The 23,283-nt window shown below is 49.1% G+C and carries 19 protein-coding genes; 11 read left to right on the top strand and 8 right to left on the bottom strand.

Annotated features, from left to right (window positions below):
* Window positions 1-66 precede the first annotated feature (66 nt).
* Window positions 67-1,416, top strand: coding sequence for a magnesium transporter (gene mgtE, locus Q4488_RS11815; protein WP_303580678.1), 1,350 nt, complete (start codon window positions 67-69; stop codon window positions 1,414-1,416).
* A gap of 23 nt (window positions 1,417-1,439) precedes the next feature.
* A complete protein-coding gene (gene yjgA / locus Q4488_RS11820) occupies window positions 1,440-1,970 on the top strand; it encodes a ribosome biogenesis factor YjgA (protein WP_303580679.1) in 531 nt (176 codons plus the stop codon).
* A 70-nt stretch (window positions 1,971-2,040) separates the two neighbouring features.
* Here yjgA and Q4488_RS11825 read toward each other — a convergent pair whose 3' ends face one another.
* From Q4488_RS11825 to Q4488_RS11850, 6 genes are all read right to left on the bottom strand, one after another.
* Entirely contained in the window at window positions 2,041-6,069 is a 4,029-nt protein-coding gene (locus Q4488_RS11825; RefSeq protein ID WP_303580680.1) for a YhdP family protein, read from the bottom strand.
* 56 nt (window positions 6,070-6,125) lie between these two features.
* Window positions 6,126-7,610 carry a ribonuclease G gene (rng, locus tag Q4488_RS11830; protein WP_303580681.1) on the bottom strand — a complete coding sequence of 495 codons (1,485 nt, stop codon included), beginning with the start codon at window positions 7,608-7,610 and terminating at the stop codon, window positions 6,126-6,128.
* Window positions 7,611-7,802: 192 nt separating this feature from the next.
* Complete coding sequence (locus Q4488_RS11835) at window positions 7,803-8,441, bottom strand: nucleoside triphosphate pyrophosphatase (RefSeq protein ID WP_303580682.1); 639 nt, start codon at window positions 8,439-8,441, stop codon at window positions 7,803-7,805.
* A gap of 70 nt (window positions 8,442-8,511) precedes the next feature.
* A complete protein-coding gene (gene mreD, locus Q4488_RS11840) occupies window positions 8,512-9,000 on the bottom strand; it encodes a rod shape-determining protein MreD (protein ID WP_303580683.1) in 489 nt (162 codons plus the stop codon).
* The gene (gene mreC / locus Q4488_RS11845) at window positions 8,993-9,907 is read right to left on the bottom strand and encodes a rod shape-determining protein MreC (protein ID WP_303580705.1); all 915 of its coding nucleotides are present in this window, start codon (window positions 9,905-9,907) and stop codon (window positions 8,993-8,995) included. The genes mreD and mreC overlap by 8 nt, the downstream gene beginning before the upstream one ends.
* A gap of 64 nt (window positions 9,908-9,971) precedes the next feature.
* The gene (locus Q4488_RS11850) at window positions 9,972-11,015 is read right to left on the bottom strand and encodes a rod shape-determining protein (RefSeq protein WP_303580684.1); all 1,044 of its coding nucleotides are present in this window, start codon (window positions 11,013-11,015) and stop codon (window positions 9,972-9,974) included.
* A 156-nt stretch (window positions 11,016-11,171) separates the two neighbouring features.
* Between Q4488_RS11850 and gatC the strand changes: the two genes are divergently transcribed.
* The 3 genes from gatC (at window position 11,172) to gatB (ending at window position 14,488) form a co-directional block, all read left to right on the top strand.
* On the top strand, window positions 11,172-11,459 hold the full coding sequence (gene gatC, locus Q4488_RS11855) for an Asp-tRNA(Asn)/Glu-tRNA(Gln) amidotransferase subunit GatC (protein WP_303580685.1): 288 nt from the start codon (window positions 11,172-11,174) through the stop codon (window positions 11,457-11,459).
* Window positions 11,460-11,498: 39 nt separating this feature from the next.
* Complete coding sequence (gene gatA, locus Q4488_RS11860) at window positions 11,499-12,947, top strand: Asp-tRNA(Asn)/Glu-tRNA(Gln) amidotransferase subunit GatA (RefSeq protein ID WP_303580686.1); 1,449 nt, start codon at window positions 11,499-11,501, stop codon at window positions 12,945-12,947.
* A gap of 83 nt (window positions 12,948-13,030) precedes the next feature.
* Window positions 13,031-14,488 (top strand): Asp-tRNA(Asn)/Glu-tRNA(Gln) amidotransferase subunit GatB, encoded by a 1,458-nt coding sequence (gene gatB, locus Q4488_RS11865; RefSeq protein ID WP_303580687.1) that lies wholly within the window; start codon window positions 13,031-13,033, stop codon window positions 14,486-14,488.
* A gap of 102 nt (window positions 14,489-14,590) precedes the next feature.
* Here gatB and Q4488_RS11870 read toward each other — a convergent pair whose 3' ends face one another.
* Window positions 14,591-15,505 (bottom strand): LysR family transcriptional regulator, encoded by a 915-nt coding sequence (locus tag Q4488_RS11870; RefSeq protein ID WP_303580688.1) that lies wholly within the window; start codon window positions 15,503-15,505, stop codon window positions 14,591-14,593.
* Between the two features lie 113 nt (window positions 15,506-15,618).
* Here Q4488_RS11870 and Q4488_RS11875 point away from each other — a divergent pair, with 113 nt between their 5' ends.
* Together Q4488_RS11875 and msrA are read left to right on the top strand one after the other, a co-directional pair.
* A complete protein-coding gene (locus Q4488_RS11875) occupies window positions 15,619-16,344 on the top strand; it encodes an SDR family oxidoreductase (protein WP_303580689.1) in 726 nt (241 codons plus the stop codon).
* A 415-nt stretch (window positions 16,345-16,759) separates the two neighbouring features.
* A complete protein-coding gene (gene msrA, locus Q4488_RS11880) occupies window positions 16,760-17,230 on the top strand; it encodes a peptide-methionine (S)-S-oxide reductase MsrA (protein WP_303580690.1) in 471 nt (156 codons plus the stop codon).
* Between the two features lie 97 nt (window positions 17,231-17,327).
* Here the strand turns inward: msrA and Q4488_RS11885 are convergent, their stop codons facing one another.
* On the bottom strand, window positions 17,328-19,355 hold the full coding sequence (locus tag Q4488_RS11885; RefSeq protein WP_303580691.1) for an NADPH-dependent 2,4-dienoyl-CoA reductase: 2,028 nt from the start codon (window positions 19,353-19,355) through the stop codon (window positions 17,328-17,330).
* Between the two features lie 119 nt (window positions 19,356-19,474).
* Here Q4488_RS11885 and Q4488_RS11890 point away from each other — a divergent pair, with 119 nt between their 5' ends.
* From Q4488_RS11890 to Q4488_RS11905, 4 genes are all read left to right on the top strand, one after another.
* Window positions 19,475-20,080, top strand: a complete 606-nt coding sequence (locus tag Q4488_RS11890; RefSeq protein WP_303580692.1) for a TetR/AcrR family transcriptional regulator — start codon at window positions 19,475-19,477, stop codon at window positions 20,078-20,080.
* Window positions 20,081-20,236: 156 nt separating this feature from the next.
* Entirely contained in the window at window positions 20,237-21,043 is an 807-nt protein-coding gene (locus Q4488_RS11895; protein WP_368411573.1) for a sulfatase, read from the top strand.
* 180 nt (window positions 21,044-21,223) lie between these two features.
* Window positions 21,224-22,006 (top strand): helix-turn-helix domain-containing protein, encoded by a 783-nt coding sequence (locus Q4488_RS11900; protein ID WP_303580694.1) that lies wholly within the window; start codon window positions 21,224-21,226, stop codon window positions 22,004-22,006.
* 226 nt (window positions 22,007-22,232) lie between these two features.
* Window positions 22,233-23,225 carry a porin gene (locus tag Q4488_RS11905; protein WP_303580695.1) on the top strand — a complete coding sequence of 331 codons (993 nt, stop codon included), beginning with the start codon at window positions 22,233-22,235 and terminating at the stop codon, window positions 23,223-23,225.
* The last annotated feature ends 58 nt before the right edge of the window (window positions 23,226-23,283 follow it).

The following is a 23,283-nucleotide window of genomic DNA, read 5'->3' on the forward strand; positions in this document are numbered from 1 at the left end:
CACTATCGAGCATCACTAACAGTCTGCAAAGCATTCTGTATCTCTCTTTCTGACCGGGGCCCGGCCATGAACGCCAATATAAACGAAAGCGAACTGGATAAGTTAAACACCGCCCTTGAAGAAGGTGCTTTCAGGCAGATACGTTATACCCTAAACAAAACGCTACGCCCCTCAGAAGTCGCTCACCTAATCGAAAAGTCACCGCCCAAAGAGCGGCGACTATTATGGAGCATGATCCATAAAGATATTGAGGCCGATGTTCTCCAAGAACTAGGTGACGACGTTAAATCAGAGATTTTAAGTAAAATGAACACTTCTGAGGTGTTAGCGATCTCAGAATCTCTTGAGCCAGACGATCTCGCCGATATGATGCAGCAGTTGCCGGAAACGGTGATGCACGAACTGCTACGCTCCATGGATCATCAAGACCGTGAACGCCTCGAAAAAGTACTGTCCTATCCGGAAGATACTGCCGGCGGTCTGATGAATACCGATACCATCACTATTCGACCCGATATCACTATCGAAGCGGCGCTACGCTATCTGCGCCGCCACGCCGAATTGCCTGATATGACGGATAGTCTGTTTGTTGTCAGTCGTAAAGACACCTATATCGGTAGCCTCCCACTAACCCGAATGCTGGTGAGCGATCCGGCGAGCACCGTGCGGGAGATGATGGTCACCGATAAGCCGCCAATTTCTGCAAACATGGAAGATACACTGGTTGCAAAACTGTTTGAGCAGGAAGATTTGGTTTCCGCACCGGTAGTTGACGAACACGGTCAGTTGCTGGGACGTATCACGATCGATGATGTCGTTGATGTTATTCGTGAAGATGCCGATCACTCGTTGATGAGTATGGCCGGTCTGGACGAAGATGAAGACACCTTCGCCCCCATTATGAAAACCACACGTCGCCGAGCGGTATGGCTAGGTATCAATCTGATTACCGCGTTTCTCGCCTCGGCGGTTATTGGCCTGTTTGAAGAAACAATTGGCAAAGTCGTCGCCTTAGCGGTGTTGATGCCCATTGTCGCCAGCATGGGCGGAATAGCCGGTAGCCAAGTATTAACATTGATGATTCGCGGTCAAGCACTCGGCCATGTCGAACGCTCTAACGCGGGCTGGCTGCTTAACCGTGAAATGATTGTCGGCTTACTCAACGGCCTGCTGTGGGCTGTTGTCGTGGCGATCATTGCTATCCTCTGGTTCGATGACCTAACCATCGGTATCATTATCGCTTGTGCTATTATGATAAACCTATTCGCAGCCGCACTGGCGGGCACCCTGTTGCCGATCCTCCTAAAGGCCTGGGGTATTGATCCGGCACTGGCTGGCAGTGTGTTATTAACCACGATTACCGATGTAGTCGGATTTTTTGCCTTCCTCGGTCTAGCCGCTTTCTTTTACAGCTAGAACGACCTAAACAAGAGAGTTTTATGAGTCAACATGACGATTTTCTCCCCGATGACGAACACGAGTTTGATGAAGAGTGGGTATCAAAATCCCAGCGTAAGCGGGAGATGGAACAGCTACAGGAACTGGGCACTAAACTGCCCGAATTGAACAAAGAACAGTTAGCCAAAGTGCCGATGAGCGACACGTTACGCAGCGCCATTGAAGAAGCTCAGCGCCTTCAGCCGCGTTCAGAAGCGACTCGCCGTCAACTGCAATATATTGGTCGACTGATGCGTGGCGAAGATGCCGACGAGATACAAGCAGCGGTTGATCAGTTCGAGGCGGGCAAGCAAGCTCACTTACAGGTATTTCATAAACTGGAACGCTGGAGAGACCGACTCATTCTCGGTGACAATACCGATCTGCAAGCCTACTTAAGCGAAGATACGGGAGCCGATATTCAGCATCTACGTCAGTTATTACGTAATGCCAAAAAAGAAGCCAGTTTAGGTAAGCCACCGGTTGCCGCCAAAAAGCTGTTTAAATACTTACGTGAACGAGCCGAAGTGTAAACGAGTCACCTCAAGCGTCTTCGATTCGCCAACCACGCTTAACACCGATAGACAAGACAGCAGAGCCAGATTACTTAAGCTCTGCTGCTTTCTTTTCTGCTTCGGGTCGGCGTAACAACTCTACATCTGGATCGCTCCAGTCGCCTTTCATGGTATAGGTCACGGTAGCAATTTCCTTTTTCACCTCATCACCAATCAACTTATCCAACAGAAAAGCCACTCCCGCGATCTGTGGTGCGCCCAGCAAGACGGCGGCCAATGGAATATTATCTGTCACCGGTAATGTCACGGCCACTTGCTGATTGACAGTTTCATTAACGAAATCAATATCACCGCTAGCCGCCATATCGACGGCGGGCCCACGCATCAAAAAAGGCGTCTGCGTGGTAGCCACACCTTTGACTATTCGATAATTGCCCTGCATCCGATCAAAACTAACCCCCTTTGCATACAGATCGGAAAAATCCAGTTTAAGCCGTCGCCCTAGTGTATTCATATTAAGAATCCCGAACACGCGTAACAACCCCGTGCCACTGCCGGCTTCGATCAACCGTCCATCACGAGCATCAAAACTGAACTGACCACTGGCCTCAGCTAACGCATATTCCCACGGAGCCCCTAACCATTGAAACTCAAGCTTCGCCGTGACCTTTTCCGTTTGCAGTACTTTTTCATAGCCCACGCTCTCGAGTGTTCGGCTTAAATCTTTTGCCTCAACGCTCAGGGTTAACTCGCTCTGACTGAGATCCCCTGGACGCCAGATAATCTCTCCGGCCACCTTAAATTCCGGCAGTCGAGCCACAATATCCTCAACATACATGCTTTGTTGACGATTTCGCACCTTAAAATCCCACTGTCCCCAATGCTTCTGCTTGACGATCAGATCAGCAATCTCAATATCGAGGTCTGGCACATCGCCCGGCTGCAGATGCCCTACTATCTCTTCTATGTTCGCCGGCTGCTCGCTGCTGACCGGCGATGACAACTCATCCTCGGGCAGCAAGGCATCTAGATTTAGCGTTTGAAAACGTAACTGAGGCACCTTCGCATCACTATCGGGCAGATTCACCTGCAGGTTAAGGTCGGCACCCGACACACCGATATTCCAACCATCGCTACCCCGCTCTAGTAATAGTCGAGCATTATTCATCTGTAGATCATCATAACCGAGTGAAGCCACGTTAATATCTGCTTGGACTGGCACCGTTGACTGACTCATACTAACGTCAGTCGCGGCTGACGTCGATGCAGCAGACAAAATACTCGCTCGCGTTAACATGTCTATCAGTGACTCATAATTCAACTGCGGTAACTGACCACTCACACTCAAGCCGGGATAAGCGCTCGGTCGAGCATCCGCCGCCCCTAACATCAAATGCCCCCGGCTGAGCCGATCACCATCCAGCTGCAACCACGCACTCAATTGATCACCGACTCGAATATTTAATGTTTGTGGCGAGTTAAAGTCGGTATGCAGCAATAAAGGCATCTCCTGCCCGATAGACTTACTATAAGGAGGAATCAGTGCCAAGGCGGTCTGTTGCAGATCTGATTTTACCGTCAATCCAGAACAATCCGCCCTTAAGCAGATATCCAGATCGGCTTCATAGGCCTGCACCCCCTCCGCCAGGGCTAACAGCTGAATACCGCTCCAGTTTTGCAGTTCAGACAGGCGAATAGATGATCTGAGTCGCGCGGTAATTTTTTCAGATTTCCCCTGTCCACTGGAGATAATATCGGCTTTTAATGGCTGCCCAAACAACACGCCGTTAAGTGATTCAGCATTCAGGCCTTTATCCGTTTGATAACTCACCTGGCCCGCTAACTGACTGATTTTAAGCTGTCGTGATTGTGATGCTAGCTCCAGATTTTTAAACACACTGCTGACATCAACATCTGCATCGGCACCATTCAACGGGATTATTAATTTTAAACGGGTCTGTGCCGCCCCACTAAGACGCCAGTTTTCGAGTTCCGTATTAGCGCCATCTAAAATGGGACTTTGCAACAACGTCGAAACTATATCGTCGCTATCGCCATTAATGCTGGCAATAATATGCAGATCTTGAGAATGGGGCGGCAGATAAACCCAACCATGCTCGATATGACTGTCATACATCTGGCCACGACTGACATCAATCTCTAAGCCTTGATCACGCAAAAGCAACGATGCATCTGCGGCTTTTACCGCCGGCCAGCCTGACTGATATGCCACCTCTGCATCGGAAATGTCCATAAACATCTGGACGGTGGGCGCCTGTCGAGACGGAATACTGCGTGTGCCGGTATGCAGCAGAAAGCCGCCTTGATTGAGCACGCCCTGCTTAATTGATTGAGCCACCCAAGCCTTAATACCCGGATCGATTGCATGATCGGGTATTAACTCAGGCGCCAAACGGCCATCCGCGTCTTTCACACCAATCAATAGTGTCAGTTCACTCTGAATCTCTCTCTCCAACGGTAGATACAGACTCCAACGCCCACTCGCATTAATACCCGCTTTGTGTAGTTCAACATATTCACTGTGAAGGTGGAGCACATTCTGCGCCAAACTAAAATGCGTAACGCCTTGGGCTTCACTAAACAGCCAACCTTGATCGAATACCTCTGGGAAATGCAGCCCCAGCGCATCACTGGTCAGATCGATTCGCCCCTGCAACCCATCATCGTCATGCTGAAGCTGAAGTAATCCGGTGACACCAGACATCGCGGGCGCGCCATAAGCCGCCTCAAAGGCGATGCCTTCTAAATCGCCCTGTAACGATAACTGCGTCCAATCTTGAGCCTGATCGAGGGATACAGAATTAACGCCATGCGCTACCATCGTTGTCTTGGCGGTTGCTGAAACCGCAACAGCATGACTCGCAGCCGAGCTGACCATGTGCCGATTAACGCGAGCGTTTGTCGTCACACTAGCATCCGCTACAGCGGTATTTGCCGCCGCTACTGTAGGCTCAGCTAACGGCCACTGTAACAACAGATGACGGATCATCCCGGTCGGTTTAATCGTTGTCAGCACCCGCTTAAGATCGTCCGGTACAAAGGCTTGTTGCTCAAGAAAACTGGCGATTTCAGTGACATTAAACTCAGTCAACGCCACCGATTCGATTCTCTGTCGTTGTCGGTTAATCACTAGCTGCGGAAAACTTAGGGGCTGTTGATTGATCTGAGCAGAAAAATCACTTACCTGCAGTTGAAACTGACCCGGTTGAGGCTGAAGTAGAGCAAAGCCGGAGTCTAACTGTTGTATTGAAAGCTCAGTTAATCCGGCCTGCTGAGTCGCTAACTGTAATCGACCGCCATCAACCTCACCAAACAACCGCGTTAACCGTCCCTCTGACCAGTTACCCCAAATTTCACTATTCAGTTCCAGTTGTTCTAGGGCCGTCGGAATAGGAAGCAACTCCCGCGCTGCATCCATGAGCGGAGTATCAATTCCTGCTAACTTAAGATAAAAATCGAAGTTTTTGGTATCTGAAGCAAAAGCATAACTATCAGATTCGATTCTCAGCGTTGCTGTCGCTTCACGCTGTTCATGCGTGACACGTAATTCGCCAGCAAAATGATGCTGATGTGGACTATTCTCGAGATTTAAGTGATCACTCTGCAACAGCACCTGCTTACCAGAGGGCAGTGTCAGATCAATTTGCGTATCATAGAAAAAGATATGTGGCTGCAACCATAACGCCGCCAAGGGATCCGATGTAGAGGAAAGATCCTCCGTTTTGGTCGACTCATCCACCTGAGCGGTATGAGGCCAGTTCACCAGCTTAACCTGTGTGTGCAGTGACCATAACTCAACCTTACTCAGCACCGGTTGCCATTGCAGCAAACTACTGACGGGGTTAAATCCCAAGATGAGCTGACGCAGTTCTATCCGGCCAATATTACGCGACCGATGATTCGCAATCACCACATCCTGCAGCAGCAAGCGAGGAAACTGACTCTCCCAACTCGCGCTAATTTCACCAATACTCACCTCTGTGCGTAATCGTTCGCTCAGATAGTCTTCTATTTCAGCTCGGTAATCCCAGACCCCAGGCAGTAATAATCGAACCACGACGGTGAGTAAAGCGATGGCGAGTATTGAAATAACCAACACCCACCCCAGCCACCGATTCAGTGCCTTCAAAAGTCCAACAAGAGATATCACCGTTACCTCAGCACCACATCATATTGTTCCGGACCGTACATCGGCTCAACCTGAAAGCGAATAGTTTTTGCAATAAAGGCTTCCAATTCAGCCACATGATCTGACGCTTCATCCAGCAGCATCGCCACCACTCGATCCGATGCCAGTACCAAATAAGAATCCGTATCGTAGGCGCGATGTTGCCGCAGTATCTCACGGAAAATCTCATAACAAACCGTCTCTGAGGTTTTCACCGAGCCGCGTCCCTGACAGTGACCACAAGGCTCGCATAGAATATGTTCGAGACTTTCACGCGTGCGCTTACGTGTCATTTCAACCAAGCCTAGCTCAGAAACCCCCGTCAGCTTACATTTAACATGATCCTTTTCGAGCACCCGCTCCAACGTCCGCAATACCTGACGCTGATGATCTTCATCCAACATATCGATAAAATCGATAATGATGATACCGCCCAAGTTTCGCAGTCGTAGCTGACGCCCAATAGCGGTGGCGGCTTCTAAATTAGTTTTAAAAATCGTCTCTTCTAGATTACGATGTCCAACATAAGCGCCGGTGTTAATATCCACCGTCGTCATCGCTTCAGTCTGATCAAATATCAGATAACCACCCGACTTTAACTCGACTTTTCTTCCCAGTGCTTTCTGAATCTCTTCTTCAATATTATAGAGATCAAAAATAGGCCGTTCGCCGGGATAATATTCAAGAATATTGCTGATTTCAGGCACCAGAGCCTCAGCAAACTGTTGCGAGCGTTGAAATGTCTCTCTTGAATCGACTCGAATCCGCTCGATCCCCCCATGAGCCATATCTCGCAGGGCACGCATATTCAGCGGCAGATCTTCATAGATACAGGTGGGCGCGCCAAACTTTTCAATTTTACGGGCAATTGACTCCCATAAACGACACAAAAACAGAATATCCTGCTTAAGCTCAAGCTCAGACACCCCTTCCGAGACCGTTCGTAGGATAAAGCCACCCACCTTGGTGCTCTGATCTTCCATGCCCGCGACGACTTCTTCTACAGCCTTGCGTAAACGTTCTCGCTCTTCATTGTCTTCGATTCGCTGTGAAATGCCGATATGTTCATTACCCGGCATATAGACAAGATAACGGGAAGGGATCGATAAATTAGTGGTCAGTCGAGCACCTTTAGTGCCCAGAGGGTCTTTAGTCACTTGCACGGTAAGCGATTGACCCTCGCGCAATAAACGATTGATCGCTAATTGAGCCTTCCCAGGCACTCCGGCGCTGTCGTCGTCAGGATGCTGTAGCTCATCCACATGAATAAAGGCCGCGCGTTCTAGGCCGATGTCGACAAAGGCCGCCTGCATACCCGGCAAGACACGCACCACTTTACCCTTATATATATTACCCACAATACCGCGTCGCTCGGCTCTTTCGACGTAGATTTCCTGTGGCATACCGTTCTCGATAACCGCGACCCGCGTCTCAATCGGGGTAAAGTTAATCAGAATCTCTTCGCTCATAATCCATCCCTAGGAAACCTAACAACAGGCTCCATCAGTATTCTCTGGCACTGCACTTCAAACCATCGAGTTTCGAAGCAGTAGGCCTTTCAGCGTTGTAAGCACCCAATATCTCGATGCCATCATATCAATGCTCATGACTAGCATCAGTAAAGTGGTTAATCACTTAAACCACAACACCTCAAAGATAACCTAAGAGGCGCTCGTATCATCATCTTCTGCCGTCAGCACCAAAGTCTGCCACACAGGAATATCAAATGCCGCTAACAAGTTTGCGGTTTCCGTCAGCGGTAATCCCACGACTGCAGAATAGCTACCTTTGATCGCCGCAACGAACACCGCGCCTAAGCCTTGAATACCATACGCACCGGCTTTATCGCAGGGTTCACCCGTCTCCCAGTATTGCTCGCATTGCGCCGTGGTTAATGTTTTAAAACGCACATCAGTAGTGACTACCAGACAGCGAATTCGTTCCTTATTTGTAACCGCAACCGCCGTCATGACCTGATGCTCTGAGCCTGACAACTGCTGTAGCATGCTGATTGCATCTTCACGGTCAGTCGGTTTACCGAGGATATCGCCATGACACACCACCACCGTATCGGCACCCAAAACGACGGCATCGCTATCGGCAACGGCCAAACCGGCACAGGCTTTTTCCCGCGCCAGACGCTCAACAAACATCGCCGGCGACTCTCCAGGCTGATGCACTTCAGCGATATCAACCGGTTTCACGCGACAAGCGACACCTATTTGCTGCAACAGTTCGCGTCGCCGAGGAGACGCTGAAGCCAGAATCAATTCAGGATTTTTATTCGATAATTCAGACACTTAAGCACCCAACAGTATAACGTGATAGAGATAGGACTTAGCTCAGCGCAGGCCAACCGATCTTGCCCCGTCAGGACACTCTAAAAGCTCTACGCAAGCCTCGCAGCACAATAAACAACCAGGGCCATAGAATCGCGCTCATCATCGCGGGTAGGAGAAAGATCAGGCTATCACTGCGTGTACCCATGAAGCTGTGAACCCAGTTAAAAATTAACTGATTAATGCCCACCAGCACCATCACCATGACCGCTTGTTGAATCAGCGGAAACATTCTCAAACGTTTGTATAACAGCAACGTCAGATAGGCAATAATAAGTAGCGATAACATATTCAGCCCCATCGGGCTGCCTTTAATCAAATCAAGTCCCAAGCCAACGACGGCTGCGGTACCCAAGCCAACGCGTTCCGGCAAGGCCATGACCCAATAGATCAGAATCATAGCCACCCACTCGGGCCGAAACCAGTCGGCAAACTGCGGCAACGGCAGTTGACTGAGCATATAGCCCAACAGAAAAGTCCCTAAAATAATGGAACCACCGCCACTCCGCTGATTATTCACCGCTGCTCTCCAGCGCCTCAGCCTCAACGGGCTGTGGTTTAATTTTCTCACCGTGTACAGGCGCAGGCATAACCGGCAACTCTTCCGCTTTTGGTGGCATATCGACGAGCAAAATATGTCGACTTTTATTCAGCATCGCTGCGGGTTCAGCCTTCACTAACGCAAAAGGCTCTCCCGGATCGCGCTGTACACTGACGACTTTAGCCACTGGATAGCCGCGAGGAAAACGTCCGCCTAAAGCAGACGATACCAGTAAATCGCCTTCACGAATATCGGCCGTATCCGGCACATGCACCAGTTCAAGTTGATTCACCGAACCGTTGCCCAACGCGATAGAGCGGAAGCCGTTACGGTTGACCTCAACCGGAATCGCATGACGCGAATCCGTAATTAACATGGCCCGACTAGTATAGTGACTGACTTCAACCACCTGCCCCATGATGCCACCGGAATCCAATACCGCTTGCCCCACATAGGCATGATCTTCTGATCCGCGATTCAGAATAATCTGATGCTGGAAGGGATCAGGGTTAACGCCAATCAGCTCCGTCAAGAAGACATCTTGCTCGAGTCGCTGTCGACCGTTAAGCAATTCACGTAAACGAACATTTTCAGCAGTGAGTGCCGACACCTGCAGTACTCGCTGCTTTAACAGCAAAGCTTCCTGACGTAATCGGCGGTTTTCATCCGTGAGTTGACTGCGATCCACGAGGACATCACTGAGTTCATCAGCAACCTGAGCAGGCGTATCAACCAGCCACTGAAGTGGCGTAATCAACAAGGAAAGGTAGGAGCGAGTTTGATGCATATTGGACCATTTGAGATCCAATGTAATCAGCACCAGTGACAGCACCACAAGAATGAAAAAGCGGGCCCGTAAGGACCCGCTAAGAAAGATACTAGCGATGGAACACCTCCTGTGGGAACTGTTCCGTTAGATTGGGTAACTCAAGCATTCAGATCAATCAGTCTTATTCAAAGGTGAGTAATTCAAATGCATGCTTGTCCAGTAGTTCCAGCGCACGACCACCACCACGAGCAACACACGTCAATGGATCATCAGCAACAATCACCGGTAACCCGGTCTCTTCGCTGATCAGTTTATCCAAATTACGTAACAACGCGCCACCACCCGTTAGCACAATACCACGCTCAGCAATATCCGAAGCCAGTTCTGGAGGGCATTGTTCCAGCGCGCTCTTAACCGACTGAACAATCGCCGATAGAGGTTCCTGTAGCGCTTCCATGATCTCGTTACTGTTGAGCGTAAAGCTACGCGGGATACCTTCCGCCAGATTACGACCACGAACATCAATCTCTAGGGTTTCCGAGGTTGGATAGGCGGTGCCAATTTCTTGCTTGATCCGTTCAGCCGTGGCATCACCAATCAAACTACCATAGTTACGACGAATATAGGTGACAATGCCTTCATCAAAACGATCACCGCCCACTCGAACAGATTCTGCATAGACGATACCGTTGAGTGAGATAATCGCGATCTCCGTGGTACCACCACCGATATCAACCACCATCGAACCGTTGGCTTCATCAACCGGCAAACCGGCACCGATAGCCGCCGCCATCGGCTCTTCAATGAGATAGACTTCTCGGGCACCTGCGCCCATCGCTGATTCTTTTATTGCCCGACGTTCAACCTGTGTCGACTGACAAGGAACGCATACCAATACCCGAGGGCTCGGCGTCAGGAAACTATTGCCATGCACTTTACTAATAAAGTGTTGCAACATCTTCTCGGTTACATGGAAATCAGCGATAACACCATCTTTCATCGGCCGGATAGCGGTAATATTACCCGGCGTCCGGCCTAACATCCGCTTCGCATCCGTACCAACGGCGGCCACGGTTTTCTGTGCTCCGTTACTGCTTTGACGTATAGCAACAACGGAAGGCTCGTTCAGTACAATGTCTTTATCGCGAACATAAATAAGGGTATTGGCAGTGCCCAAATCAATTGAAATGTCACTGGAAAAAATCCCTCGAATCTTCTTAAACATCGATTGTCCGCCTTAGATTGTGCGACTGCACATTCACTTGATCAAAAAAACAGGCCCACTGTAGCAATGGCGGGGATTTTGGGCAAGCTGCAAATGTGTTAACGTAGCGCTTTATTTAGTTATTAGAACAAATTTCACAGCAATGAGAATCCAATAATGTCGTTAGACCGCACAGACGTCGAAAAGATCGCTCATCTGGCAAGATTAAATATCGCCGAGCAAGATATTCAAGAATACGCCGATAACCTTAGCAGTATTCTTGACCTGGTCGACCAGATGCAGGCCGTCGATACTCAAGATATTACCCCCATGGCTCATCCAATGGATGCTATTCAGCGTTTACGTCTGGATGAGGTAACCGAAGCAGATCAACGCGATCGGCTTCAAACCGTTGCTCCGTCCGTTGAAGCAGGCCTATTTCAGGTGCCTAAAGTAATCGAGTAATGCCGGACCAGACATCCGCTTGAAGGATTTAAAAACGTTATGTTAGACAAAACACTCGCCGAACTGGCGCAGGGGTTAGCAACGGGTGAATTCAGTAGTGTTGAACTGACCCAAAACTACCTTGACCGCATCAACGCCGAAGATGGCAAGCTGAACAGCTTTATCACCGTCACCCCAGAGCAAGCGCTAGCGCAAGCCAGTGCCGCCGATCAACGTCGCGCAGCCGGCAATGCTGACGCATTTACGGGCTTGCCCATTGCTCACAAAGATATTTTCTGCACCCAAGGTGTCCGCACGAGTTGCGGCTCCAAAATGCTGGATAACTTTGTTTCCCCCTACAACGCCACCATCGTTGAACATTTTAATCAAGCGGGCGCCGTTAGCTTGGGTAAAACCAATATGGATGAGTTCGCGATGGGCTCCTCCAATGAATCGAGCTTCTACGGCCCGGCTCGCAACCCGTGGAATACCGATTGCGTCCCCGGCGGTTCATCGGGCGGCTCGGCGGCCTCTATTGCCGGCGGTTTAACCCCCGCAGCAACCGGCTCTGATACCGGCGGTTCGATTCGTCAACCGGCGGCGCTGTGTGGCATCACCGGATTAAAGCCAACTTATGGTCGCGTATCCCGTTATGGCATGATCGCTTACGCTTCATCATTGGATCAAGCCGGCCCCATGACTCGCACTGCCGAAGATAGCGCGATGATGTTAAATGTCATGGCCGGTTTCGATCCAAAGGATTCCACCAGCCTCGATCGCCCTGTGCCAGATTACACGCTGACACTGAATGATTCTCTTAAAGGGTTAAAAATCGGCTTACCGAAGGAGTTCTTCTCTGACGATATCGATCCGCAGATCACCATTCAGGTGCAAAATGCGATCCGTGAATTTGAAGCGCTGGGCGCGACAGTTAAACAGATTAGCCTCCCCAATACGCATTTAGCGATTCCGGCGTACTATATTATTGCCCCCGCAGAAGCCTCCTCCAATCTGTCACGCTTTGACGGTGTGCGTTATGGCTATCGTTGCGAAGATCCGACAGATCTGGAAGACATGTATAAACGCAGTCGCGGCGAAGGCTTTGGTGAGGAAGTTAAGCGACGTATTATGGTCGGTACTTATGCACTATCTGAAGGCTTTTATGATGCCTACTATAAAAAAGCACTGCAGATTCGCCGCCTGATTCAGCAAGATTATGTTACCGCGCTCTCTGAAGTCGATATTATTATGGGGCCAACCACCCCTCACCCAGCCTTTAAGCTGGGCGAGAAGACCGCCGATCCGGTTACCATGTATATGGAAGACATTTTCACCCTATCCTTGAATCTCGCGGGCATGCCCGGTATCTCGGTGCCCTGCGGCTTTGCTAATGGATTACCTGTTGGCCTGCAAATGATCGGTAACTACTTTGCTGAAGAACGGCTGTTAAATGCCGCACATCAGTTCCAGCAAGCCACCGACTGGCACACACAAACGCCCGGTCAATAAGCTGCTGACCGAGAGCATATAGAATTTAACGCAGCAGCACGACATTCAAACATGTCGGCTGACTGCTATAAGAGGTTTACATAATGGAATGGGAAGCAGTCATCGGGCTTGAGATTCACGCCCAACTGGCGACTAAGTCCAAAATATTTTCCGGTGCCAGCACCGCCTTTGGAGCCGAGCCAAACACTCAAGCCTGCGCTGTCGATTTAGCGTTACCCGGGACGCTGCCAGTATTTAATGCTGAAGCACTCCGTATGGCGGTTTTATTTGGCTTAGCAATTGACGCTGAAATCGGTTACACCTCGGTGTTTGACCGTAAAAACTACTTTTATCCCGATCTACCCAAAGGCTATCAAACCAGCCAGCTCTTTCATCCAATTGTCGGCACCGGTTATGTCGATCTCGAACTGGAGGACGGTACGGTTAAACGCGTTGGCGTGACTCGAGCACATCTGGAAGAGGATGCTGGTAAGTCGCTGCATGAGGAATTCCCCAGCATGACCGGAATCGATCTTAACCGTGCGGGTACCCCACTGTTAGAGATCGTCTCCGAACCGGATATGCGCAGTGCCGAAGAAGCCGTCGCCTATGTGAAGAAAATTCACTCCATCGTCACCAATCTCGGTATCTGTGACGGCAATATGGCGGAAGGTTCTTTCCGCTGTGACTGTAACGTCTCCGTGCGCTATAAGGGTGAAGAGGCATTCGGTAACCGTACCGAAACCAAGAACATCAACTCGTTCCGTTTTATTGAGAAAGCGATTAAGGGCGAGATTATCCGTCAAATCGATATACTCGAAGACGGTGGTTATATCACTCAGGAAACCCGCCTGTATGATGCCAATAAAGATGAAACTCGCTCGATGCGCAGTAAAGAAGAAGCTAACGATTACCGTTACTTCCCGTGCCCCGATCTGCTGCCGATCGTCATTGATGACGACTATGTCAATCAGCTACGCGATACCTTGCCAGAATTACCCGACGCCCGTAAAGCGCGGTTTATTGAGCAGTATCAGCTGAGTGACTACGACGCCATGGTGCTATCCGCCTACCGCGATCTAAGCCACTATTTTGAAACCGTTGCCAACACCGCAGGCGATGCCAAATTGGCGGCTAACTGGGTGATGGGCGAACTGTCCAAGCTACTGAATCAGAATGATACCGAGATTAACGCTTCACCGGTTTCAGCTGAACAACTCGGCGGCCTATTATTGCGCATTAAAGACAACACCATTACCGGCAAAATAGCCAAGCAGGTGTTTGAAGCGATGTGGGCGGGTGAAGGCTCTGCGGATGAGGTTATCGAATCTAAAGGCCTGAAACAGGTCACCGATAGCGGTGCGATTGAAGCGATGGTCGATGATGTCATCGCGGCCAATCAACCACAGGTTGATCAGTATGTGAATGCTGAACCGGATAAACGTGGCAAGATGATCGGCTTCTTTATGGGTAAGGTGATGCAAGCATCACAGGGCAAAGCCAACCCTGGCCAAGTGCAGGGGCTGCTAAAGCAGAAGCTTGATGCGCTAGCCAACGGCTAAACTACCGTTAAAGTATGACTCAAACCAGTCGGCACTAGCGGTGCCGACTGGTTTTTTACCTTTAAGCCTGCTTTAACCTCTTGACCTAGACTCACTCTCCTCTCAGTGATAAACCCCGTTATTCAGCGCTTGTTGATAACGCGCTTCAAATTGATTTTTTAACCACTCCGTCAACACTCTTACCCGCTGCAACTGATGCCGCAACGGTGGGCATAACAAGGTTAACTGAGTGACTTCAGACCAATCCGGCAACACCTCGACTAATCGACCCCGCTGGAGATCCGCTTGCACATACACATCGGCAAGCCGCGTAACGCCTAACCCTGCAAGTGCCGCTTGCCGCATCACTCGACCACTACTCACCTTAATCCCCTGCTCAACATGCACTGTTCTGCGCTCATTTCCCCGACTCAATGTCCAATGATCCACACTGCCACAGATTAATGATAATGTTTTCAAATCTTCAGGATTTTCAATCGGATGATGGCTCTGCAAAAAAGCCGGACTGGCAACATAACGCGTGGTCACTTGGTGCAGCTTACGCGCTATCAAACTCGAATCCGCCAGCTCTCCCATACGCATCACCAGATCATAATGATTGGCGATCAGATCCACCTGACCACTGGAAAAATCTAGATCCACACAGATACCGGGATGCTGTCGTTGGAAATCAATCACCAGGGGGGCTAACAGCTCTTCACCGATCAACCCGCCCACCGCATTCATGCGAATCACACCTTTTAGTTCATCCGTCGATTGACTCGCCCATTCCGCCGCGGCATCCAACTGCTGCATCGCCAATTTACAGCGTTCGTAATAGCCCTGACCGATCTCCGTCAACCGTAACTTTCGGGTGGTGCGATACAACAACTGTACACTCAATACCGCTTCCAACTCTGAGACTAACTGACTCAGATGCGCCTTAGAAAAGCCAGACACCTCAGCCGCCGCCGTAAAGCCGCCTGACTCCGCTACATAGATAAAGGCACGAATACCGCGCCAAGACACATTGTTCATATATACCAAACAATTATTTCAGATTAAGGGTATTTATCACACTAATACAGCGATCTATTATCTGCAACATCGATTCACTTCCGTGCCTTGTGGCATTTAACACCCGAGATAAAATGATGACTCAACCACTTATCGTAATCACCGGCGCTAGTTCAGGTATTGGCGCAGCCATAGCACAACAATTTTCAGCGGCAGGACACCCCTTATTACTCCTCGCCCGCCGCGTGGACAAACTAGAGGCTCTAGCCCTCCCGAACACATTATGTCGTCAAGTCGATGTAACCGACGCTACAGCTTTACGGGTAGCGATCAAAGAAGCAGAAGCGATTCATGGCCCGGTAGACTGTCTAATTAACAATGCTGGTTTAATGCTATTAGGACAGATCGACACTCAAGACCCTATGGAGTGGCAGCGTATGTATGATCTTAACGTACTCGCACTGCTGAACAGCATGCAGGCCGTACTGGGTGACATGAAAGCTCGCAAGGGCGGCACGATTATTAATATCAGTTCGATTGCCGGCAAAAAATCATTCCCAAATCATGCCGCTTATGTGGGCAGTAAATTTGCCGTTTCCGCCATCAGCGAAAATGTCCGTGAAGAGGTAGCCGATGATAATGTCCGTATCATGACGATCTGTCCGGGCGCGGTAGAGACTGAATTATTGAGTCACACCACCTCGCAGGAGATTATTGATAACTATGAGGATTGGAAAGCATCGATGGGAGGGATATTAGCCCCTGATGATATTGCTCGCACCGCTGTGTTTATGTATTCACAACCGCAAAACATCAATATTCGCGACGTACTCATCACGGCCACCCGTCAACAAGCCTAATTTGAATCAACCTCAGCCTATCCTGTTACACGGATTAAAAGCCCCGGCAGCCAATGCAGGGGCCGTCACTCAAATCATTCAATGATTAACAAACGCCAATAGATAAAAGTGCAACAGGGATATCAGAGTATACCTCCGTTAAGCGCGATTCTTGTTTCACCTATTGGCATAATGATTATCAGAAAAGACCGCAACAACAGATACATACCGCTCTTCATAGATCAAACCATCATCGGCATTACTGCAGGCGCCGTCTTCGTCCGCCTCATCAGGCAACGATGATAGCAAGACATCAAACCTTCACTAAACAGCCATCTCAGCGAAACATCGAAAAATATATGTAAAAAATGATCCAAAACGATGAAAAAAACGTCTAACATTGAGGTTATTAAGTGGTTTTAAAAAGGAGTAACGTATGCCAACCGCAACATTTGCTGCAGGATGCTTTTGGGGTATTGAAGCACGATTTTCGAACACTCCCGGGGTCACCTCAACCGCTGTAGGCTATATGGGTGGGCATACACAAAACCCAACCTACCAAGAGGTTTGCAATAAAACCACCGGTCACGCCGAAGTGGTACAACTCGAGTTTGATGAGCAAATCATTAGCTATGACACACTGCTGGACCTTTTCTGGCAGATGCATGATCCCACCACGCTCAACCGTCAAGGGCCAGATATCGGTGACCAATATCGCTCAGAGATTTTTTATCATGACGACCATCAGCGGATTATGGCGGAGCAAAGCAAAGTCGTCCTAGATAAGAGCGGCATCTTCGGCAACCCCATTGTGACGCAGATCACTCCAGCCACCGAATTTTGGCGCGCGGAGGAATATCATCAACAATATAATGCCAAGCATGGTCATGGCGGTTGCTCCATTTAAGCAATCCTTATGCAAACAGGAAAGCCATCGATAGTGATATCGATGGCTTTTCAGTGATTCGCTGAGCAGCCCCCAGATAATCTAAAGACAGCAGACCTTACAACTCCAGAGCTAAACGTGTGCCTTGATCTATGGCGCGCTTAGCATCCAGCTCGGCCGCTAAATCGGCGCCACCTATCAGATGATACGGCTTAGTTAATCCCTCCGTCAGCTCTCTTAACGGTTCCTGCCCAGCACAGAGGATAATATTATCTACCGTCAACAGGCGCTCTTCACCATTCACTCTCAGATGCAGGCCCGCATCATCGATACGCTGATATTCACACCCAGCAAGCATCTCCACGTGACGTTTCTGCAAACCTAAACGATGCGCCCAACCAGTTGTTTTACCCAAACCGCCGCCGACTTTCGAGGCTTTACGTTGTAACAGATAAACCTGCCGAGCGGCTGGCACAGGAGCGGGTATCACCCCTTCAACCCCCCCTCGAGCGGTCATCGTCATATCAATCCCCCAGTCATGCATAAACGCATTAATATCCTGACTGGTTGACGGCCCTTGATGGGTTAGATACTCGCTGATATCAAAGCCGATACCACCGGCCCCAATAACGGCGACAGATTGTCCCACTGTCGCACCGCGAATAAGATCCAGATAGCCCAGCACTTTCGGGTGATCAATTCCCTCAATCACCGGGACTCGAGGGACAATACCGGTGGCGATAATCACCTCATCAAAATCACTCTGCTGCAGCTCAGCGACACTCACTCGATGCGACAACTTTAAGTTAACCCCATCCAGCACGATGCGGCGGCGATAGTAGCGTAACGTCTCATTAAACTCCTCTTTACCTGGAATCTTTCGGGCAATATTAAACTGTCCACCGATCTCATCGGCCGCATCAAACAGCGTAACCTCATGACCTCGTTGTGCTGCCGTCGTCGCAAACGCTAAACCCGCAGGCCCCGCCCCAATCACCGCCAGTTTTTTCGCTTGCTCGGTTGGCGTTATAAGCAACTCCGTTTCATGACAAGCCCGAGGGTTTACCAAGCAGCTAGTCAACTTGCCAACAAAGATATGATCTAAACACGCCTGATTACAGCCAATACAGGTATTAATCTCATCACTGCGCCCTTCCGCCGCTTTACGTACAAACTCCGGGTCCGCCAAAAAGGGCCGCGCCATCGACACCATGTCGGCATCTCCGCGCGCCAATACCTGCTCCGCGACTTCCGGCATATTGATTCGGTTAGAAGCGATTACCGGCACCGACAATGCCTGCCGCACTTTTGCGGTCGCCCAAGTAAAGGCTGCCCGCGGCACCTTCGTGGCGATGGTTGGGATGCGCGCTTCATGCCAACCAATACCCGAGTTGATAATGGTTGCACCCGCTTGTTCGATCGCCTTACCTAAAGTAACAACCTCGTCGAAGCTACTACCGCCTTCCACCAGATCTAACATCGACAAACGATAAATAATAATAAAATTCGTACCGACCCGTTCTCGCACGCGCTTAACGACTGCGATGGCAAAGCGGATACGGTTATCATATTCACCACCCCAGTCATCCTCTCGTTGATTCGTGCGACGGGCGATAAACTGATTAATAAAATAACCTTCAGAGCCCATCACCTCAACGCCATCGTAACCCGCCTGTTGAGCCAGCCCAGCGCAGCGAACAAAATCCTCTATCTGTTGCTCTATCTCGTCAACGGTGACTTCATGGGGCGGAAAGGGGTTAATCGGCGCCTTGATCGCCGACGGCGCAATCAATTTTGGGTTATAGGCATAACGTCCCGTATGTAAAATTTGCATACAAATTTTGCCACCATCGGCATGTACCGCATCTGTCACTATACGATGATTTTCAACATCCTGTTCAGTCACCATAGCAGCGCCGCCGGCCACCACACCACCTTCTTGGTTAGGCGCAATGCCGCCCGTCACAATCAGACCCACACCGCCGCGCACTCGCTCGGCATAGAATGCAGCCATTCGTTCAAATCCATTCGGCTGCTCTTCTAGGCCGATATGCATAGAGCCCATCAATACCCGGTTTTTCAGGGTGGTAAAGCCCAAATCTAACGGGGCGAGCAGATGTGGAAAATGCGGGCTGATATGGCTCATTTTACGGGCTCCTCAATATTATTATTTTGTCATCATACAGCAAACTAGACAGCGTCAAGATAAAGCGATATTTTGACACTGTCAAGATTGATTGATAAATTGTCCAGATGACCTCAACCATGCCAACCACATCCCGCCATTACCATCACGGTGATTTACATCAGACGCTGTTGCAAGCCGCGACTGACATCATCTCAGAAGGCGGCAGTGCAAGCTTATCCATGCGTAAACTGGCCGACCGTGTTGGCGTCTCCCGTACCGCGCCCTATCATCATTTCAAAGATAAAAATGCCTTATTATGCGCCATTGCCGAACAAGGGTTTAAACAGGTTGAAAAGTTCCTCGAAGAGGCCAGAAACAGGGAACAAACAGAACCCTTAACAACCATATTCACCGGGTATGTACACCACTACATTAAACGCGCCTATCAGAATAGAGAACAGTATGACCTCATGTTTGGCCGAGAGGTCTGGCGTCACGGCTCACCCACCGCGTCACTGCAAAACATCTCTCGGCGTCATTTTAAAAGCTGGTTAAATTGGATTGATCAACTCTGCCAACAAGGCGTTATTCGCTCCGGAGACTCCACATTAAGAACCGCGCAGGTCTGTTGGGCCACATTGCACGGCCTCTGCCGTTTACTGAATGACGGTATCTACACAGAGCAAAGCAACCTAGATGAGATGATCGATACCGCCGTAGAGATGATGCTAACGCAATCTTAGTAGCACAACGCCGAGCAGCATCATATCAGCCCTCTTAAACTGATTTAGCTTCCATCATTCGAACAAAGTCTGCCATAGCCTCCTCGAAGGTGAGAAACATGGGGCTATCCAATATATCCTCCCTAACCCATAGGTAAAGATAACGCTTCACTTTGATTGTCAGATCCAGTTCTGGTGGATTTTATTAACCGACGCGCAACAGATACCGAGCAAAAGCCGTTCTTCTTGAGCGTCCATTACACGGCGCCTCACTGGACTTGGGAAAGCCGAGATGATGAAGCATTATCAAAAGAGATCTCCACGCTTTATCATCTAGAAGGCGGTAATATTCATACCTATCGCAAGATGATTCATCACATGGATGAAGGCATCGGCAAGATCATGGACACCTTAGAGCAACAGGGTCTGACGGAAGATACCCTGATTGTCTTTACTAGTGATAATAGCGGCGAGCGTTTCTCCGATAACTGGCCCTTAGTCGGCGGTAAGATGGATCTAACCGAAGGCGGTATTCGTGTGCCGTGGATCGCACGCTGGCCAAAAGGCATCGAGGCAGGCAGCACCAGTATGCAACACTGTATGACGATGGACTGGTCACGCACGATGCTGGAAATCGGCCAAGGTGAATTTGATCCTAACTATCCTGTTGACGGTGTATCGCTATTACCGGTTATCACCGGCAAGGTCGATAAATTTGAAAGACCACTCTACTGGCGCATGAATCATCGTGATCAACGCGCCCTGCGCGTCGGTGAATTTAAATACCTAAAAGTCGATGAACATGAATATCTTTTCAACATCACTAATGATGCACGCGAGCGGGCCAATCTGAAAAAAGTTTATCCTGATAAACTAGAAGATATGCGTAAGCAATGGCTAAGCTGGAATGAATCGATGCCTCAAATCCCAGAAGATGCAACAGTGAGCTTAGTGTATAACATCGCCGATATGCCGCAACGCTAATTTTCAAAACGCAACAAACTTTTGGCAGATCAAAATAAATACCGGTCTGCTAAATTTATTTTCCTGGCAAAACCTTCTGCCCCGATTAACATTCATGTGAGCGTAATTGGGGTAGCTTTTTAATACCGGCCAGTAAAAACCTTACCTCATCGATATAATAATAAAAATACAGGTTAATACATGAGTAAATCTATCGGTGCACTTGCCCGCGGTATATTTTTTCTTGAAGAGATCATCAGGAACAGTCCAATCACATTGGCGGAGCTTCATCGCGCCACCAACATCAGTAAAGCCACCTTACTCAGAATACTCAAAACGCTTATTGAGGCTGGCTGGGTGGTGCGCTCTGATGAAATGGGTGGATATTTACTATCAGAAACGATGAGCAAAAAACCAAGCCATTTTGATCTCACGATAACACTCAAAAAAATTGCCATACCGGCCATCCATCAATTAAGCGACAAGTGCCAAGCGCTGATTGAGCTATGGGTGCCACAAGGCCATGAAATGAAGCTTCTCGGCTCAACCCTTCAGCAGACTCCTGATGCTAGCGATACGTCGTCAACCCACCTGCCAACGTTAACCTCAACGGTCGGGTTAGCCTACCAATCATTTTTAGCGACAACCGAGCGGGCCGAACTATTTCAGAGTATAAAAGCTCAAGAGGGTCGTGAGGCCCGTCTACTTGAGCGAGAGTATCGCTGGCTGCAACAGTCAATGACGACGACCAAAAACCGAGGCTTCGCCTATCATAAGCCCGTCTCATTTGATAACCCTTTACGACGATCAAACAGAGACGTTATTGCCTTTCCCATCACACAAGAAAACCGCATCATCAGTATTCTGTCTTTATCATCAAAGCAATTTTTACACGGCCAGCTCGATGCCGACACCCCTATAATAATGAGAGCCACAACCGTCATTACCGATATAGAAACGGCATTAAACAACGTCAAAATATAACCGACAACTGTTGTTTCATCCCCGCCTATATAACTATCTTTAAAGCTAACCACCCCTAATAAAAATACATTAAATCCAATCTAATTCAGATCAACCTTTTCAAACAAAAAATCATAAAAAAACCATCTCTTCGTTTCACTCAATAAAACTCTCAAAGAAATAAAAATAAAATATACTTAATATATTAACTCTAGTAAAAATATTATTGATTTTGAGTATCCTAATAATGAAATCTTGCTTTACTATCTCCTTGGCTACACTTTCTCTGGCGGTCATCGTTGCAAATACAGCCCACGCCAGCGAACCTGAATTCCCCATGCCCAAGCTCACCATGTTCTCCAGTTTAGGCGCTGCATCCGTTGAGGGTAAAGACTTCGACCCAGAAGCATTCGAACTCGAGCTTGGCATCAAAGGGCTAGTCAAATTAGATACGTTTAAACTGGTTTACATCCTCAACGCAGATGTATCTGATGCGATCAATAGTAAAGACACGGGCGGCGCAGACGGTGAAGCCGATATCCATGTAAAAGATGCCAAGGTTGTCCTGCCGACTAAATATGGCACCTTTGTTATTGCACCTCGCACCGCTAGCGGTCAACTGAGGGATCTCTACAGCAATATCAATATCTTTGAATATAACGAAACCCATTCTGGCAGCGTAACACCGTCAGGCATGGCGATATTCAATCAGAGCTCGGAAGCTCAAGATACGCTTGTTTATATAACACCGGCTTTCAACCACACTAAAGTCACGTTTGCCTCGATCTCTATCCCAGAGGACAATGGCGTCGACTCAGATGTTTTCGCCGTGCGGGCACTTTACGATGATAAAACATTCAATATCGGCATCGGTGCCGTCCAAGCAGATAAAACCTTGGCGGGCACGGCAACCGAAAACTATAGCCGCTATGCAATGACCGCTGGGTATCAATTTGAGCAGTTTAGTCTCGGTGCCACCTATGAGATCAATCAAGAGACCTTTGGCACCAATGGTGACTTTGATGCCTACGGTGTTGCTGGCCGTTATCAGTTAGGAAAAGGCTTATCCCTCGCGGCAGGTTATTACGATAAAGATTCAGATGTCGACGCTAACGATAACAATGGTGTCGTTGTGCAACTGAAAAAAGACTTCAGCAAAAACGTCGCAGCCTGGGTAGAAGCGGCCGACTATGACAACACGGCAGATAATGTCGCTGCGGGTATCAATATTACCTTCTGATATTCAACGTTAACGCTCACTCAGGCCAGGAGCCCCTTCACTTCTAGCATGAGTGAGT

Origin of the sequence: Amphritea sp. 1_MG-2023 (genome assembly GCF_030547545.1) — a bacterium.
Lineage (GTDB): Bacteria > Pseudomonadota > Gammaproteobacteria > Pseudomonadales > Balneatricaceae > Amphritea.